This is a genomic window from Oceanobacillus sp. CFH 90083, assembly GCF_009389585.1.
GTDB lineage: Bacteria > Bacillota > Bacilli > Bacillales > Amphibacillaceae > Oceanobacillus.
In genome coordinates, this window is sequence record NZ_VIYG01000004.1 from 293,545 (window position 1) to 310,861 (window position 17,317).

The following is a 17,317-nucleotide window of genomic DNA, read 5'->3' on the forward strand; positions in this document are numbered from 1 at the left end:
TTACAAGGTGTACTAATATATTAATACAGTTACACTTATGCCGATGAAGAATGAGGTGAGAAATTGGATGGCTATCCGATTTGATAAGCGTGAAGCTGTATATATCCAGGTGATCAGGCATTTCAAAGAGCAGATTGCTATTGGTGAAATGAAATCTGGTCAAGAAATTCCTTCACGCAGAGAATTAGCACAGCAATTAAAAATTAACCCGAATACCGTACAGCGAGCTTATAAGGAAATGGAGGAGGAAGGCTTGATTTATACGGATGGAAATAAACCGAGCATCATTACAAAGGAAACAGAGCGTATCGAGGCTATTCGTGAAAGCTTAATTACCGAAGCAATTGATCAATTTGTAGATCGTATTACCTCTTTGCAAATTCCCAAAGAACAAGTTTTTGAGCTTGTGCAATTGAAATTGAATGAACTAGGCGAGGAGGATGAAAAGAATCATGATTAAATTGACCGGTGTAGAAAAACGATATGGAAGAAAAAAGATTTTAAATGGGGTTACTTTTGAAGCAGGAAAAGGCCAGATTACTTGTTTAATTGGAATTAATGGTGCCGGGAAAACGACCATTCTTCAAGCTGTAATGGGGTTGACTCCTTATCAAAAAGGAGAAATTACTATTGACGGGGAAAAATTATCCCCAAAAATGATGGAGAAAATAACATATATTCCGGATGCTATGACACTTTTACCTAAAATGCGGATTAAGGATGCATTTCAATTTATGGCAGATTTCTATCAGAATTGGAATGAGAAGCGTGCAAAAGAAATATTAAATTTTTTTAAGCTGCAGGAAGATGAGCGTATTTCACAATTATCTAAAGGAAATACAGCGAAAGTGAATTTGTTAATGGGTCTGGCGATGGATGCAGATTATATTTTAATGGATGAACCTTTCTCCGGAATCGATATTTTCAGCAGGGAACAGATTGCCGATGTGTTTTCCAGTCATCTGGTAGAGGATCGCGGTGTGATTATCACAACACATGAAATCAGTGATATTGAGCATTTAATTGATAAGGCTGTTTTATTAGCTGACGGTGTTGTGAAAAAGGAATTTATGACGGAGCAGATAAGAGAAGATGAGGGGAAATCCGTCATCGATGTGATGAGGGAGGTATATCAGGGATGAAGCTGTTTGGGAAGCTAGTCAATTTTGAATTTAGACGGTTTTTACCAATCTATATTAGTTTACTTACAATTGTGTTTTTGATAGAGTCTGTTGGTGTTTTATCTTATTCTTTTATGATGAAATCGGAAATAACGGAAAGTATCGTTAAACACGGGTTGTCCAAAGAACAATTCCTTCAAGATCATGGTTTCATTTCTATAGGGAATGTATTATCCGGCTTCATGTTTACATTGCCTATTGTCATTGCAGCAGTGACAATATTTATATATATTTTATTTATTTGGTATCGGGATTGGCTGGGGGAAAATACCTTTATTTACCGTCTGCTGATGCTGCCGGTGAAGCGAATTCAGTTATTTTTCTCCAAAGGGGTAACTATTCTAATTTTTGTATTCGGTCTGATTGCTTTCCAAGTGGCTATTTTACCCGCACTACAGGTTATCTTAAAGCTGATTATTCCGGTAGATTACCGGTTAGATTTAACCACTCAAGGATTAATTAGAAGTTTTTATTATTTAAAGTTCCTGTTACCGGAGAATTTTATTGATTTTGTGATTAATTACGGTTTTGGAACAGCTTTTGTTATCGTCTTGTTTACGATGACTCTAATTGAACGCAGCTATCGTTTTAAAGGCATATTTATAGCAGCTTTCTATGGAATTAGCGCACTTATTCTCGTCTTCTCTCCATATATTTTGCAGGGAATCATGCAAGGGTATTTTTATAAGAATGAGCTTTTATGGATGCAATTCTCTATAGCCATTGTTCTTTCCATAATATCTGTATTCTTTAGCAATCACTTATTAAATAGAAAGATAAGGGTGTGATAGAGATGAATCATATAAAACGCTATTCAGTTATATATATTGCATTAATTTTCATCTCCGTTATCATTATTGGTTTTTACCTGATGGATAGTGAAGAGATTGATTTTAACTGGAAAACAGTATCTGGAGATGAAGAGATTGTAAAGGATGTTTTAATAATAGGGGATGGGCAAGAAAGTTACAGTGCGCAGTACTACAATATGGTATTAAATCCTTTTCGTTTATCTTTAAATGAATCGAAAAGGATTGAACAACCGAGAGGAATGTATCATGGGGGGAACAATGGAGATTTACAAATGGAAAAATATATTAAAGAGTATAAAAGCTTTATGCGTGGTAAAAAACTATGGAGTGAGAACTTTATAGAAACAGAAGCTGACCTTATTTATGTAAGTGGAGACAATTTAGACTGGGGAATCGATGGACAGAATAACATACATGTAGAAATCCTTGATAAAGAAACGAAAGAAGTGAGCAGGTTTGATGCATCTGTCGAAAAAAATCTTCAGATGTATGGTGTAACCTCTATAAATATCAATAATAATAAATTATATGTTCAAGTATATATGGAAGGACAATACGATGAAAAGACAGATATTTTTACAGATGAAAATGCCATTCTTGTCATTGATTTAAATAATCAAACAGTAGAAGATATAAAATTTCTAGAGAAGGATATTGAACAAAAAGAAGGGGTGTATACTTCTTTACATTATCAAGATAGTGGTCTGATTGATGGAGAAGTGAATTATCTTTATACCTATGATGAATATAAAGTAGATCAGAATGACAGTATGGTAGAAGATTCTCCGCTTAAATATGAATTACGTCTATACAATGTAGAGAAGGATAGTTTCAAATCAATTGATCTATCGGAAGAAAGCTTATATGAAGGGGAATTTCTTAGGATTTATGATGGAGACGTTTATTTAGGAATACTTCAGGAAGCAAATTACACGTTAATGAAGTTTGATAGGAACTTAAAAGAACGGGAAGTTATTTTTGATGAAAATGTGTTAAATGGTGACCTAGAAATAGGGAAAGAGGATGTATATCCCTTAACAAATGTTCATAATGGTTACTTCTACATTGTGTTTCCTACATCTTCTTCACGGTCAGTAACTGATATTTCAGTGAATGTCTTTGATTTGAAAACAGGAGAAAATGTTTATCAGGGCATTGTTAAAGCAGGGAACTCTATGAAACATTATCAATATTTTGATTTATATCAGCTAGAATTTAAGGCAAAGTAAAAATAAAATGTGAAAAAGTATTTTGATTAAATAAGTTCCGGGAGTGTATCGAGGATAGAACTACTTCAGAAATATACTCTGCTTATCTTTGGTTGGCTGATGAACTTTCCTTATTTGATGCACTGTTTCCTCAGATGTATCTTTCTTCTATATCCTTCCTTAGATAAGTTAGTATTATGTTCATTTTTTGATTTATAATTATAAGATATAACTCTGTTGTCTTAAGATGTTATAATCTTTTAGCCTTTCCTTTAGTATTACACTAGTGTAAAAGGTGAAAGTATGGAAAGATAAAGAAAAAGCAGTCATACGGTTTTATGATATAGAGTTATCATGTGATATAGGTAATAAAATACAGATATGAGAAATTGCAATAAGAACAAAGAAATTAATAAGAAAGAGAGGCAAGACAAGTGCTGAGATGTACTTCAGCTCTTTATAAGCTGCTTACTTTCCAGGTGTTTGAATGTGCTGGCACAAAGCGAACAGACTTGGCTATCTGATGGAGGGTATGTTTTTCCTCTTCAATAGGCCAGTCTTTCGTTATTTGAGCGCATGGCTCTTTAAGATTTTTTAGCTGAAATAGTATCCTTTACTTCAGTGGCTATGCCTTCGATTTACCCTGCTTGTTTTAGATTTTTAGTCATCAGATGTTCGATCTGTTTTTCACCAGCTTCTCTTCTAATTCTGTCAATTTGCCTATCTTCTTATGTTTTAACAATTTCTTTTACCACACTTTATTACTATAAAAGGAAAGAAAATCCATCAGGATTTCTCTTTTTACAATAAAGTGAATGCCCTGAATTAGGCAAGTTGATTTTTAATAGATTGAGGAAAAATATCTACTCTTTTTCTTTCGATATCAGTCTTTTTGCTTTGGTTTGCGAATGTCGCTAGGTTAATTTTCCTTGGGGATATAGCTTAGTATAGTAAAAAAACTTCTCCATTAGTTCACTATTTAAAACAAGGTTTCTTTTCTACAAAATAAGAAAGACTGATTTACTCATTAGATTCAATTGTAATTAAATGTTGTTATTGTAGTCATTTCATCAAATCTTTCGAAAAAATCGTTATAACTACTGATTAACTTACAATTCTGTACCTTGGAAAAGTCAACGAGTATGGTAGTATATCTCCTTTATAAAAGCAGTTCCAAGAGTTTTGAGCAGCCTTCAAAAATCGTAAGCTGCAAAGAGCTTCAAAAAACTTCGCATTGGGAGTTGCAGATACAGAAGTAGGTGATGCAGAAATTGTTGCGGTAACAATAGGGTTTTCAATCATAGAAAATTACCCCTTATTACTTGTGAAATCTAAGTATAGGGGTAGTTTGGATAAAGCGGAATGTGGTATAATATTTTCGTTCTAAGAATATTATCCTAGAATTATAGTATCTAATATTTTTAAAAACTTGGATTATCTTCAAAAAAATACTTTTACAATATAAAAGTTTCATGGTAATATTTTCATTGTATTAATACATAAAGCGATCGCTAATTTTAAAATGGAGGAAGTACTATATGAAAAAAAATAAAAAAATAATTATTTTTGCACTTATTGTTTCGATGTTTTTTGGTACTTTTAGCAGTGCGTTAGCCTATTCTAAATCATATACTTTTAATATCAGACATAGTGTAACGGGTTCTGCTGATTATTCTTTAGGTGCAAAATCTACTTCTACAAAAGCCAAAGGACAAACCTATACTCCTAGTGAAAAAGTATCGAGTGATAAATCATCCTTTACGGTATTTATAAGGAAAGGCCTTAAGTCTTATTCAGTAGGTCCGATTACAGCTAATAATAAGAATGCTACAAAAAGTTTTGGGAAAGTTAAAAAGGGTTCTTATAGTGTCAATGTTAACAAGTATTCGTCAACAGGAGACAGAATTAAAGGTTCAGGAACAATTAATCAATAAATATAATGATATACGGAATAGAGAAATCTTCTCTATTCCGTATATGTTTTGAATAGGAGAAAGAAAAATGGAGTTTCTATTGTTTGTCTTTTTACCAGTTGTTTTATTTTATGTAGTTTATAAAGTTATAAAAAAAAGGTTTGATTATGTCGTTAATGAAATTATAAATATAGCATTTTTATTTTATTGCCTTGTTCTAATCTATATTGTTTGGTTTTTTCGAGCACATGTGTTGTTTGAAGATATACAAGTTAATTTGATTCCGTTTTATTCGATATTTAGTTATATCTATGAGGCTTATTTAGGAGTCGTCTCTATTAAAAATGTTGTATTTAATGTTCTGGGTAATATAGTACTCACTTTCCCAATTGGTCTTTATTTGTATTTTAATAGAAATACCTGTGGTCAAATGGTGATTATGTCTTTCATAATTCCTATCATAATTGAATGTGGACAACTTTTTCTTCATGTTATAGGGTTTACTACTAGGTCTGTGGATGTCGATGATATAATATTAAACTCAACAGGAATTATTTTGGGGTATTTAGTTGCTAAACGATTTTTGAAAGTGAAAAAATCAAAGTTTATAAATTAGGAGATTGCTATGAAAACCTTGAGGCTTATAAATATAAATAAAAAAAGTAGCTATAGAACCATATTGAATAATATAAATTTTACTATCAAGCCAGGGTCTATACATGTTATTGAAGGAAAAAGTGGTTCAGGAAAATCTACACTTCTAAGTATCATGGGCGGTATGGAGGAGCCTACAGCCGGAGAAGTTCTTTTGGATGGAAAAAATATCTATAAAGCATCTGATCAAGTTCAATCTGAAATTAGAGCTGTTGAATTTGGATTTGTATTTCAGTCATTCCATTTATTACCTGAATTAACGTCCAGAGATAATATACTTCTCCCCACTCAATTTAATGAGGAACAAAATAGTAGGCTTAATTTGGACAATATAGCTAAGGGTCTACAGATAGAAAGACTATTAGATAGTAAGTCGATGTATTTATCAGGTGGAGAACAACAGAGAGTGGCGATTGCTAGAGCATTAATTAATAACCCATCTATTATATTTGCCGATGAACCAACTGGTAACTTAGATGAACAAACTAGCAACATTGTTATTGATTTTTTGCTGAATTTAAATAAGTTGTATCACACTAGTTTAGTGATTGTTTCTCATCAAAAGAACCTTATAAAGACTACTCATACAAAATATTTTATGACTGATGGAGAAATAGATTTGGTGGATAGCTATGATTAAAAATTCAATTCAATTATTAATAGCACAAAAAAAATGGAGTATTCTGTTATGTATATATATGTGTATATCTATAACAGTTATACTCTCTTTATATTTCTCTTCTGATGGAATAAAAAACTACTTAGAAAATCGAGCCTACGAAGAATATGGGGAATTTGATGGGGTTTTATATAATGAACCTGCCGATAATATGGACTATGCAACTTATGGTATTCTTGGCTTAGCTGTATCTGAGGATCAAAAAGATAAAATTTCCTTAGGTTGGATGAGTGAGGAAATGTTTGAATGGAGCAGAATGAATGTTATAGAAGGAAAGCTACCTAACAATGAAAATGAGGTAGTAGTCGAAGAATTTTATATTTCTCAGATTGATCCACAATGGAAGATTGGTGATACACGTTCCTTTAAGGTTCAAGGGAAAAATTATGAGCTAAAGCTATCTGGAATTGTTGAGAATTATTCCTATCGCTGGAGTGCTCCAAATGAATTGAAAAAAGGAATCAATGATTTTCCTAATATTATTCTATCTGAGAAAAATGAACTAAGAACATCTGATAATTTTTACGCTATTCAATTAAAAGGTTCAATTAATCAAAACCAATCTAAAAGTGCAGATGTATTTTCAGATCTTGATAATGGTTTCCTTAATAGTAAGCTATATTATAATGGTTTTATGGATTATGAAATGATAACACTTATTACAACGGTGTTTCAAATAATGGTATTAATACTGGCTGTTATTTGTATTATATTAGCATTCTCATACTATCGAGCAAATTATAATCTGAAATTAGGTATCTATAAAACAATTGGTTTTACAAATAAGGATATTATGAAAATTGAAGTAATTCAATTAACTATCTTATTTTTAGTTAGTGTAATCATATCTATTCCGTTCATATATATGATTACAAATATTTTTATTAGTCATACGTTTGGTTATTCATTATATCATATTAGTTGGAAATTTGTGGCAGGTATTATTATTTGGTTAATCCTAATCTTCGTTTTAAACGTATATACAACTATAAAACAAGTTAAAAAACTGTTAACGAATTCCCCACTAACCTTATTAAAAGGAATAGAAGCGAGTCAACAAGTTGTATACAATAAAACATTTATAAAGCAAACTTTAGATTATCTGAAAAATAATACAAAATCCTTCATTGCTCAAACGATTATTATTACATTTTGTATCACTTCAGTGTTCTATTCATTATATCTGGAAAAAGAAACGATGGGAATCTGGGATATTCAAGAAGATTATTATATAAGTCATTCAGGGTATATATCTATTGATCAGAATAATCAATTAGTTTTGTTAACGGAACTAATTCCATTTGATTACGAAAGGATTAACCAGCTTAAAACAAATCCTAGCATAGAATCTATTGTTGGAGAACCAGCTATGATAGATGTAGTTCCTTTGATACCTGATGATAAAATTTCGCAAGGTGTACTGAATGAAATAGAATTAAACTTTCCAAAAGACTCGAATAGAGTATTAATTGATTCTCAAAGAAAATATTCTGATTCAAATTATCTACCTTGGAATAATATTAGCTATCAATGGGTAAATTCAGAAGAATATGAACAATTACTAGGGAATATGCAAACAAATCTTACGGAAAACGGATTAATTATTCTTTTACCTTCAAATAGTAATTTAAATGAAGAGGATTTTAGAACATTAGATGACATTGTTTTAAGTAAGTTGACTCAAAATGATACTCAATATGAACAAGAAGAATGGTTGTATCGTTTGGATGGCGTGTTTTATAATACAAATGATAATACTGAAGAAGTAACGTTTGTATTAATTGGAGAACAAGCTGTTGAAAATGGTATTTCACAGGGATTTACTGCGGTAGATATTACTTTAAAAGATAATCTTACGGAGACACAACATGAAGAGATTCATAATGAGATTCTTGATACTGTTGCTACAGTACCTGATGTGCTATTTCAAGATTTAAATATTTTTCGAGTAGAGGATAATAAAATAGCTAAATATGTTGGTTTCTTAGGGGTATTCAATTTTTGGGTAACTAGTCTATTAGTTGCTATATCTATGTATTTAATAGTTTTTGGGAAATTTTTAGCTAGCAAGCAAAGGTGGGCAATTTATTTAGCAAATGGCTTGACGAAAGGAAAAATGGTTGGTTTGTTGTGTTGTGAATTAGTTGTGGCTTACTTCTCTGGAATTCTTTTAAGTAGTTTTATTTTTATCATGATTGTATGGAAGAATTCAGATTTTCCGGTGGTTTATTATTTACCAGATTTATTGTTTGGTTTTTCAATAACGTTTGTTTTTCTTGTGACTTTAGTTCTGTGTCTATTAACAAGAGTAAGATCTTTATCTATATTGGCCCTTATTAGATAGTAATTTTAAATGTGTATTATTCCAATTTAATAGTTTGAGTAAGTTGAATAAGTTATTTGTTAATTTTAATTAAAAACCTTAGCTATTTTGTCTAGTATGGAATAGCTAAGGTTTTTTTAATTATCTAATACCAGCACGAATGGTATCATACTCTACTGCTAAACGTTCACGCAGTAAATGCTCTTCATTTTGCATATAAATATCCTGTTGTGCTTTACGTTTACGTCCAAAAAGTTTTTTTAACATATATTTCACCTTCCTGTTTGTTTTCGAAAATGACCGGTCAGTTTCTTAATGTATGTGAGACATGAGAAAAAGATGTGTACTTTTCATATCTGCTAAGAGATTGCTTGCTTCTCCGGAATGTCGCAGCGTCATTTTTCATTTTTTCGCACACACATAATAGACAGCCGTTCGCCCGCAGAGATTCCTGCGTAAAATAAACTGTCTACGGTATAGGGTCAGATTAGTTCATAAGCATTCTATCTTATCCTGAAATTTATTTAGGTTGAAAGTATTGATTGATGAAAATTGCTTAGCCTTTACAGATACTATAGTATTTCATTCTGTTTGACAAGTGTTTTGTTTGAAAAAATTTGAAGGATTTGTGACAGCGGAGTTCTGCCAAAAAAAAAACGGAAGCTGCGTGTGGCAAACAGCTTCCTCAAGGCATGGGTTGTTGTGATGGTTGAATCAAAGACTACATTGTCCAGATTCTAATATAGTTTATGCGATATAAAAATGGTTGTCTCGTCACTTATATCAATGCAAACATACATTTATTTAATTGTCTCACCAATTAATTCTCTAATTTCTGTTTGATTTCCTTCTGCAAACAAGTGGACAATCTTGCTGCCGACAATAACCCCGTCACAATAAGCGGCTAAGGATTTTGCCTGATCTGGATTAGAAATGCCGAACCCGGCCAGGACAGGGACAGGACTTAGCTTTGTTAATTTCTCTAAATAGTTAATCGTGCTATCTTCGTGCTGTGCACGTTCTCCGGTAGTACCGCTGACAGAGACGGCATATAGAAAGCCTTCTGACATACCGGCAATTTTCTTCAGACGTTCATCCGGACTTGTCATTGCAGCTAAGCGGATAAATGCAATGGACTGGTCAGAAAGCGCTGCTGCAATTTCTTCTTCCTCTTCCATCGGGATATCAGGGATAATAATGCCATCTACACCGGCAGCATCACAATCCTTCGCAAATTGCTCGTAGCCATAATTCCAAATTGGATTAATATAGGTCATTAAAATAATTGGGATGTTACGTGATTCTTTTTGTTTCTGTACCTCTTCAAGAACCAGCTTTAATGTCGTTCCGTTTTTTAATGCACGCAGTCCGGCATCCTGGATCACAGGACCGTCTGCTACGGGATCTGAAAAAGGGATACCCAGTTCAATTGCCGATGCACCGCATTCTTCCAGGAAGTTAATACGTTCATTGATTTGATCAATTCCGCCGTCACCTGCCATCATATAAGGAATGAATAGAGGCTTTCCGGTTGCTTTTATCTGATGTAATGTATTCTCTAATTTATGCTTTCCCATTGGAATCCTCCTCCAGCTTTGCTTTAACCTGTTCTACATCCTTATCTCCGCGTCCGGACAGACAGATAACTAATGACTGGTCAGCAGACATTTCTTTTGCCAGCTTGCAGGCATAGGCAACTGCATGTGCACTCTCGAGAGCAGGGATAATTCCTTCTAATTTAGCAAGCAGCTGAAAAGCTTCCAATGCTTCTTCGTCCGTGATCGAAGGATAGGTAACCCGGCCGGTATCGTGCAGGTGGCTGTGCTCCGGTCCAATGCCTGGATAGTCTAATCCGGCAGAAATAGAAGCCGCTTCCTGAATCTGTCCGGCTTCATCCTGAAGTAAATAAGTAAATGTACCATGCAGCATTCCGGGGGATCCACCAGTTAACGTGGCAGCATGCTCATTGGTATTTACACCTTTACCCGCTGCTTCGACACCATATAAAGCAACTTCTTTATCTTCCACAAAAGGATAAAACATTCCCATCGCATTACTTCCGCCGCCTACGCAAGCAACGACTGCATCGGGCAGTTTCCCTTGTTTTTCAATACTCTGCTGTTTTGTCTCCGTACCAATAACAGATTGAAAATCCCGGACAATGCGGGGGAAGGGATGTGGTCCGACAACAGAGCCGATGATATAGTGTGTGTCGTGGACATTATTCACCCAATAGCGCAATGCTTCGTTCACGGCATCCTTTAATGTTGCGCTGCCCTGAGAGACACCGACAACTTTTGCTCCTAAAAGCTCCATACGGAAGACATTGAGCTTCTGCCTTTTGATATCTTCATCCCCCATAAAAACAATACACTCCAGCCCAAGCAGAGAGCAGACGGTTGCTGTAGCTACCCCATGCTGTCCCGCTCCTGTTTCAGCGACAACTTTCTTTTTGCCCATACGTAAAGTCAAAAGCGCCTGGCCGATGGTATTATTAATTTTATGAGCTCCGGTATGATTCAAATCTTCCCGTTTTAAATAAATTTTTGGACCGCCTAAATGCTTGCTTAATTGTTCTGCTTCATATAATGGAGTCGTTCTGCCAATGTATTCTGTCAGATAATTATTTAATTCCTCCTGAAAAGAAGGATCTTTTCTTGCTGCTTCATAAGCTTTTTCAAGCTCTAAAACAGCTGGCATAAGTAGTTCAGGTACATATCTGCCTCCGAATTTCCCGTATTTTCCTGATTCATCTGGAAATGTATATGTTTGCATTTGATCGATTCCTTTCTAAAGCTGTCTAACTGCCTGGATAAATGCTTTTATTTTATCCGGATCTTTTTCTCCGTTTGTTTCAACACCGCTGGAAACATCTACCCCAATCGGGTTCACCTGCTGAATGGCTTCTGCTACATTTTCAGCTGTCAATCCGCCTGCTAAAATTAGCCGGTTGGAAAAATTATTTCCTTTTAGGATGGACCAGTTAAAGGTAATCCCGTTACCTCCATGTGCATGGGGGAGGGGAGGGCTATCCATTAACAGGTAAGAAGCAGCATTATATTCAGCTGCTTTTTTTAAACCTCCCTCCGTCCCGGGAAGCGATTTAATGACAGGAGATGTGAAGCTGCTGACAGTTTCGGCTGATTCCTCTCCGTGCAGCTGTATAAAATCAAGTCCAGCTTCCTGTACGATTTCTTCTATCTCTTTCACGCCTTTATTTACAAAAACACCAACACTTTTTACATGTTCAGGCAATGCTTCAATAATTTTTCGAGCCTGATCTGCTGAAATTTCCCGTTTACTTTTAGCGAAAACAAATCCTAAAAAATCCGCTCCGGCATGAACAGCAGCTTCGGCAATTTCAGGAGATGTAATTCCGCAGATTTTGACAAGCATATCAGGAAGCCCCTTTCGCGGAGGAGAGAGGTACCTGCAATGCCTGCATGTCTTTTTCCACATTTTCCGAGCGCATCAATGTTTCGCCGACTAAAATGGTATTAGCGCCTGCATCTCTTGCCAGCTCTGCATCTGCTTTTGTACGCATTCCGCTTTCGCTGATAATTGTCAGTCCATTTTCGTCTATTTGTTGAACCAGCTCTACCGTTGTCTGTAAATCGACTTCAAATGTTTTTAAATTGCGATTATTAATCCCGACGATTTTCGGGCTGACAGTCAGTGCATCCTTTAATTCATCGGCGTTATGCACTTCTATGAGTACTTCCAGCCCCTGCTCTGTCGCATAGTTGTAAAGACGCTGAAACCGTTCAAGCGGCAGTGCGGCAAGGATTAACAGGATAATGGATGCTCCTGCATTTTTGGCATCATCAATTTGAATTTCATCAATAATAAAATCCTTGCAGAGGACAGGAACGGAGACTGCTTCACTGACCACCTTAAGATCCTCCAGTGAACCGTGAAAAAAACTTTCATCGGTTAAAACGGAAATCGCAGCTGCACCGGATTGTTCATATTTTTTTGCCTGGTCCAGTATGTCCACATGCATTTGAATTGGCCCTTTAGAAGGGGAGGCCCGTTTGATTTCTGCAATAATAGATATATGATCAGCTGCCTGAACGTTTTCATGCAGTGAATAAATCGGATTTTTTCGAGTATGTTTCCCGGCTGTTTGTAATTTCCGTTCAGCAACCTCCTGCTTTTTCTTATCAATTATTTTTTCTAAAAAAGTCATTTAAACCACCTCCCGTTTTGTTTCCTGACTATATTGGATCAATGTATCTAATTTTGCCTGCGCTTTTCCTGAGAATATGCTGTTTCTGGCAACCTCCACCCCATCTTGGACGGAATTAACACGCCCGATAGCGAATAAAGCAATTCCTGCATTAAACAGGACTGTATCCAGATAAGCACCGGGTTCTCCGTTCAGTACAGACTGCAAAATTTCTGCATTCCGGTTGGCATCGCCGCCTTCAATCTCCTGATTGGTATAGACGGATAATCCAGCTTCCTCCGGATGAATGCTGCCTTCTTTTAATTCGTTGTTTTCCAGTAAAATATATTTGTTTTCACCCTGCAGGGAGGCTTCATCCATTCCACCTGCACCATGAATAACTAAAGCGCGCTTTCGTCCGAGTGTTTGTAACGCTTTTGCGACAATCGGCAATGCTTCGTTGGAATAAACGCCAACCAGCTGTGAATGTAAAGTAACCGGATTGGTTAATGGACCGACCAGATTGAAAATGGTCGGTGTACGAAGCTTTTGACGTACACCGGCAATCTGCTTCAGGGTAGGGTGAACATGCTGGGCGAATAAAAAGGCAATTTGATTTTCCTGCAACATATATTGGAGCTGCGGCTTTGTTAAATTAAGTGAGACACCCAGTTCTTCCAATACATCTGCACTTCCCGTCTGACTGGAGATACGGCGGTTTCCATGTTTGGCAACAGTAACCCCCGCTCCAGCTAAGACAAAGGCTGCACAGGTGCTGATATTAAAGCTGTTCGATCTGTCGCCGCCGGTTCCGCAGTTATCCATTGCCGGAATATCCAGCTCAAATTGAAAAGGGGAGTTCGTATGAATCACTTCTGCTAAGCCAGCCAGCTCTTCTGCTGTCGGCTGTTTCATTTTTAAGGCAACTAAAATGGCAGCAAGCTCTGCATCGGAAACCTCTTCCTTAAAACAGGCATGGAATAATGCTTTTGTTTCTTCAAATGATAAATCATTTCCTTCAAGTAATTGATTAAAATACGGTTTCATGGTGTTGCCTCCTCCTTTTGCATCGTCAGCATCTCAACAAAATGAGAGATAATTTGTTTTCCATCCAGTGTGCCGATGGATTCAGGATGGAATTGCAGTCCGTAAACAGGATAAGTTTGATGCGCCACTCCCATAATTTCATTATCATCGGCAGCTGTTGCGGTAATGCGTAATTCAGAAGGTACTGAGATTTGTTCTGCAGCCAGAGAGTGATAACGCATGACTTCAACCGGGTTATTGAGCCCCTGGAACAGCCCGGATTCATCATGCTGGATCAGCGATGTTTTTCCGTGCTTAATGGTAGAAGCCTGAATAACTCTGCCTCCCAAAGCCTCCATAATCACCTGATGTCCTAAGCAAATTCCCAGTATGGGCAGCTGTTTATAAAAGGTCTGAACAATGTCAATACAGTTCCCGGCATCCTTTGGAGAACCTGGTCCAGGTGAAATAATAATAGCCTCGGGCTCAAGTGATTGAATGGTTTCCAGAGTAACTTCATCATTGCGGATTACTTCAACGTGTACACCGCATTCGGAAACATATTGATACAGGTTGTATGTGAAAGAATCATAATTATCAATTAATAGAATCAAGTTCAGGCACCTCCATAAAAGATCTTCCTTTGTTAATAGTTTCCATATATTCATTGAATGGGACAGAATCATAGACAACACCGGCTCCGGATTGAAAATAAGCTTTGTAATTTTTAATAACAATGGAGCGGATGGCAAGTGCAATATGCACATCATGCTCAAAGTTGATAAAGCCGATTCCACCGCCATAAGGACCACGCTTTACGGTTTCCAGCTCATTGATGATTTGCATCGCCCGAATTTTCGGTGCTCCAGATACTGTTCCGGCTGGCAGACAGGAGATAAGTGCATCAATTCCTGAATAATCGGGACGTAATTTGCCTGTTACCTCTGAAACAATATGCATCACATGCTGATAACGCTCAATCGTCATATAAACTGGAATCTCGATACTGCCTACCTCACAGACACGGCCCAGATCATTTCTGCTTAAGTCTACAAGCATCCGGTGCTCTGCCCGTTCTTTTTCATCTGCTAACAGTTCTTCAGCAAGTGCCTGATCCTCTAGTTTGTTTTTACCCCGTTTTCTTGTTCCGGCAATCGGATTAGTGACAACACGGCTTCCATTTGTTTCTATCAGGCTTTCCGGTGAGGCACCGAGTACGGTATAGTCCAGAAAGTCGATATAGAACATATAAGGTGAGGCGTTATGTCTTCGTAATTGTTCGTAGAAGGAAAGTCCAAACTCTCTTTCATCTTCGACATCTCTTGAGAACCGCTGGGATAAAACAACTTGAAAAATATCTCCCTTTTGCAAATAATCTTTGGCAATTTGGACGTTCTCTTCAAATTTCTTTTGCTCGATTTCTGGTATAAATGCATATTTTTGCGGAGTGGGAAGCGCAGTGCTCCTTGCTTGTTTTACATATTGTTTTAGTTTTTCAATACGCTGCTTCCGATTTTCCTCTGTCCCGTCATTCTGATCGATAGCGACAAGGTGGAGTTTATTCTCTTCATGATCGAAAATAATTGTATCCTCAAAAAGCATCAAATGAATGTCAGGCATATTCCGATCATCGAATGGTGCTGGACCGGTATCCTCAAAAACTTGAATCGTATCATAGCCAATATAACCGACTGCTCCACCGTAAAAAGGAAGAGGAAGGGATATTTCAAGCTTTGGCATAATTTCCTGTAAGAAATGTAATGCGTGCTGATGTACCACAAGCGGCTCTACATGAGAGGAGCTGATAAGCATCGTTTCTTTTCCACGCCCGATAATTTCTTGATGGGGGTGAAGTCCAATAAAGGAATAACGTCCTTTTTCTTCATGTGGGAAGCTGCTCTCCAGCAAATATTTTTTAACTTGTGGCAGACTTTGAAAAACCTGAATGGGGATTAATCCGTCAATGGAATAAGTCTGATGTGTTACAGATGCTGTCATGATTATCTCTCCTTGATATTTGAAGATTCTGTGATTAAATTTTTGAAATAAAAAAATCCTCTACAAACACAATGATGTGTTGTAGAGGACGATGGGGCCGCGGTGCCACCTCTGTTTAGAAAGAATGGTCTTTCTATCTTTATCAGGTACAAGGAAATGCAGGTACCCTATCCGTATAACGTCGGAAATACGTTTTTTCCTACTCAGGTGTAAATGCACCATTTAAGAAAAACACTCTGAAGTCCATTCAATAATCCCTGCATACTGATATTCCACCCAGTTATCAGCTCTCTGTTATACAGTGCAGATTATTTACTACTCTTCATCATCGCTTATTTTATAACATATAAATACAAAAAGGCCCCTCATCCATATATAAAAGGACGAGGGACCGTGGTACCACCTTTATTAGCTGACGTGCAGCTCACTCTAAAAGAAGATTACTATCTCCTAAGTTTCCGTAACGGGAAACAATTCCGCCAAAGCCTACTCCGATTATGTTTCGGTTTGGAGCTCCGAAGTCCATTCATTACAAGAATACTCACTGATTCACAGCAACCATCAGCTCTCTTTAGAGTTTGCCTGTAATTACTACTCTTCATCAACGCCATATCATTTAATTGATTGAAATTAATACTATACGAAGAGACGGGCAGTTGTCAATAGATTTTCAGAAAAAAATTAAAATATCTGATTTTAGTAGATATTCAAAAGTAATTTATCAGCCTTCAAATACCTCAAATTTATCCGCCAATGGAATGCGCTCCTGCTCTTTAGGGACTTCATCAAAATAGCCCATGTGAATAAAGCCGGCGATTTTTTCGTTGTCCTTCACATCGAGGATTTCTTTTACTTTTTCGTCATAGATATGCGGATTTGTTTTCCAGACGACACCCAGCTTTTCTTCCCAGGCTAACAGCCAAAAATTTTGAATCATAGATGCTACAGCACCAAAATTCTCATCCCATTGCTTGGGAATATCGGAAGTCTCCATAATGACAACAAGGATTGCATTTGGTTCATTTAAATAATTTTCCCGGTTTTCCTGTATTTCCTGAGGATATGTAGATGCAACTTTTTTAGCAAAGCCGGGAAGCTGATCCTTATCAACAAAAAGAAAGCGCCAAGGCTGCCTCATCCCGTGAGTAGGAGCCCAGATGGCTTCCTCTAATAATTGCATCACTGTTTCTTTGGTTACTTTTTTATCGTTGTATCCTGTTTTTACTGCACGACGTTCCCGAATTAATCTTGCAAGCTCTGTTCGACTCATAAAATAAACTCCTATACAATAATTGATAAGTATTATCAATTAAATTGTAACGAATTTATGAAAATTTTGCAATTATATTTTGATG

17 protein-coding genes and 2 other annotated features are annotated in these 17,317 nt (G+C 36.3%); of the genes, 8 read left to right on the forward strand and 9 right to left on the reverse strand.

What is annotated here, in order from left to right; all coding sequences use genetic code 11:
* Window positions 1–67: 67 nt before the first annotated feature.
* From FLK20_RS08215 to FLK20_RS08250, 8 genes are all read left to right on the forward strand, one after another.
* Complete coding sequence (locus tag FLK20_RS08215) at window positions 68–460, forward strand: GntR family transcriptional regulator (RefSeq protein ID WP_152656077.1); 393 nt, start codon at window positions 68–70, stop codon at window positions 458–460.
* A complete protein-coding gene (locus FLK20_RS08220) occupies window positions 453–1,142 on the forward strand; it encodes an ATP-binding cassette domain-containing protein (protein ID WP_152656078.1) in 690 nt (229 codons plus the stop codon). The genes FLK20_RS08215 and FLK20_RS08220 overlap by 8 nt, the downstream gene beginning before the upstream one ends.
* Entirely contained in the window at window positions 1,139–1,969 is an 831-nt protein-coding gene (locus FLK20_RS08225; RefSeq protein ID WP_152656079.1) for a hypothetical protein, read from the forward strand. Before FLK20_RS08220 ends, FLK20_RS08225 begins: the two co-directional genes overlap by 4 nt.
* Before the next feature lie 5 nt (window positions 1,970–1,974).
* The gene (locus tag FLK20_RS08230; protein WP_152656080.1) at window positions 1,975–3,222 is read left to right on the forward strand and encodes a hypothetical protein; all 1,248 of its coding nucleotides are present in this window, start codon (window positions 1,975–1,977) and stop codon (window positions 3,220–3,222) included.
* A gap of 1,517 nt (window positions 3,223–4,739) precedes the next feature.
* Complete coding sequence (locus tag FLK20_RS08235; RefSeq protein ID WP_152656081.1) at window positions 4,740–5,135, forward strand: hypothetical protein; 396 nt, start codon at window positions 4,740–4,742, stop codon at window positions 5,133–5,135.
* Between the two features lie 67 nt (window positions 5,136–5,202).
* Entirely contained in the window at window positions 5,203–5,730 is a 528-nt protein-coding gene (locus tag FLK20_RS08240) for a VanZ family protein (protein WP_152656082.1), read from the forward strand.
* 9 nt (window positions 5,731–5,739) lie between these two features.
* The gene (locus FLK20_RS08245; protein ID WP_152656083.1) at window positions 5,740–6,408 is read left to right on the forward strand and encodes an ABC transporter ATP-binding protein; all 669 of its coding nucleotides are present in this window, start codon (window positions 5,740–5,742) and stop codon (window positions 6,406–6,408) included.
* Window positions 6,401–8,791 (forward strand): FtsX-like permease family protein, encoded by a 2,391-nt coding sequence (locus tag FLK20_RS08250; RefSeq protein ID WP_152656084.1) that lies wholly within the window; start codon window positions 6,401–6,403, stop codon window positions 8,789–8,791. Before FLK20_RS08245 ends, FLK20_RS08250 begins: the two co-directional genes overlap by 8 nt.
* Window positions 8,792–8,911: 120 nt before the next feature.
* Here FLK20_RS08250 and FLK20_RS22110 read toward each other — a convergent pair whose 3' ends face one another.
* The 9 genes from FLK20_RS22110 to FLK20_RS08285 all read right to left on the reverse strand — a co-directional run bounded on the left by FLK20_RS22110 (window position 8,912) and on the right by FLK20_RS08285 (window position 17,232).
* Window positions 8,912–9,037 (reverse strand): hypothetical protein, encoded by a 126-nt coding sequence (locus FLK20_RS22110; protein WP_255473818.1) that lies wholly within the window; start codon window positions 9,035–9,037, stop codon window positions 8,912–8,914.
* A 533-nt stretch (window positions 9,038–9,570) separates the two neighbouring features.
* Complete coding sequence (gene trpA / locus FLK20_RS08255; protein ID WP_152656085.1) at window positions 9,571–10,347, reverse strand: tryptophan synthase subunit alpha; 777 nt, start codon at window positions 10,345–10,347, stop codon at window positions 9,571–9,573.
* On the reverse strand, window positions 10,334–11,545 hold the full coding sequence (gene trpB, locus FLK20_RS08260; RefSeq protein WP_152656086.1) for a tryptophan synthase subunit beta: 1,212 nt from the start codon (window positions 11,543–11,545) through the stop codon (window positions 10,334–10,336). The genes trpA and trpB overlap by 14 nt, the downstream gene beginning before the upstream one ends.
* Before the next feature lie 15 nt (window positions 11,546–11,560).
* Window positions 11,561–12,166 (reverse strand): phosphoribosylanthranilate isomerase, encoded by a 606-nt coding sequence (locus tag FLK20_RS21590; protein WP_194165576.1) that lies wholly within the window; start codon window positions 12,164–12,166, stop codon window positions 11,561–11,563.
* Window position 12,167: 1 nt separating this feature from the next.
* A complete protein-coding gene (gene trpC, locus FLK20_RS21595; protein ID WP_194165577.1) occupies window positions 12,168–12,959 on the reverse strand; it encodes an indole-3-glycerol phosphate synthase TrpC in 792 nt (263 codons plus the stop codon).
* Entirely contained in the window at window positions 12,960–13,985 is a 1,026-nt protein-coding gene (trpD, locus tag FLK20_RS08270) for an anthranilate phosphoribosyltransferase (RefSeq protein WP_152656087.1), read from the reverse strand.
* Complete coding sequence (locus FLK20_RS08275) at window positions 13,982–14,578, reverse strand: anthranilate synthase component II (protein WP_152656088.1); 597 nt, start codon at window positions 14,576–14,578, stop codon at window positions 13,982–13,984. The genes trpD and FLK20_RS08275 overlap by 4 nt, the downstream gene beginning before the upstream one ends.
* Window positions 14,562–15,962 carry an anthranilate synthase component I gene (gene trpE / locus FLK20_RS08280; RefSeq protein ID WP_152656089.1) on the reverse strand — a complete coding sequence of 467 codons (1,401 nt, stop codon included), beginning with the start codon at window positions 15,960–15,962 and terminating at the stop codon, window positions 14,562–14,564. The genes FLK20_RS08275 and trpE overlap by 17 nt, the downstream gene beginning before the upstream one ends.
* Before the next feature lie 81 nt (window positions 15,963–16,043).
* Window positions 16,044–16,300: a binding site (T-box leader), on the reverse strand.
* Between the two features lie 38 nt (window positions 16,301–16,338).
* Window positions 16,339–16,576 (reverse strand) — a binding site (T-box leader).
* A gap of 107 nt (window positions 16,577–16,683) precedes the next feature.
* Window positions 16,684–17,232 carry a nitroreductase family protein gene (locus FLK20_RS08285; protein ID WP_152656090.1) on the reverse strand — a complete coding sequence of 183 codons (549 nt, stop codon included), beginning with the start codon at window positions 17,230–17,232 and terminating at the stop codon, window positions 16,684–16,686.
* Between the last annotated feature and the right edge of the window lie 85 nt (window positions 17,233–17,317).